Raw genomic sequence first — 227 nt, forward strand, 5'->3', positions numbered from 1 at the left:
TCGCCAAGCGCATGCTTTATGCGGACATGTGGGGGCACCCTTCGGACATCGCAGCTTGGGAGCGCTTCTGTGACTGGCTTCTGGACCACGCCTCGGACATCCCTACCAGGGTGATTCCAGACGTGGTTTCGGCGTTCGGTGTCTGGCAGAACATGTTCTCCCACCACCAAAACCGGGTGTCAGAGCGCATCGTTCAGACTGGCCTCGCGTGGCTGTACCACATCCAG

The 227-nt window shown here is 59.9% G+C and carries 1 protein-coding gene; it reads left to right on the forward strand.

From position 1 onward, the window contains the following. Positions 1-227, forward strand: a 227-nt coding sequence (locus tag RRF55_RS28450) for a hypothetical protein (RefSeq protein ID WP_439419363.1), incomplete at both ends; no start/stop codon positions are given.

This window comes from Klebsiella sp. K47 (assembly GCF_051858335.1).
Classification (GTDB): Bacteria; Pseudomonadota; Gammaproteobacteria; order Enterobacterales; family Enterobacteriaceae; genus Klebsiella; species Klebsiella pneumoniae.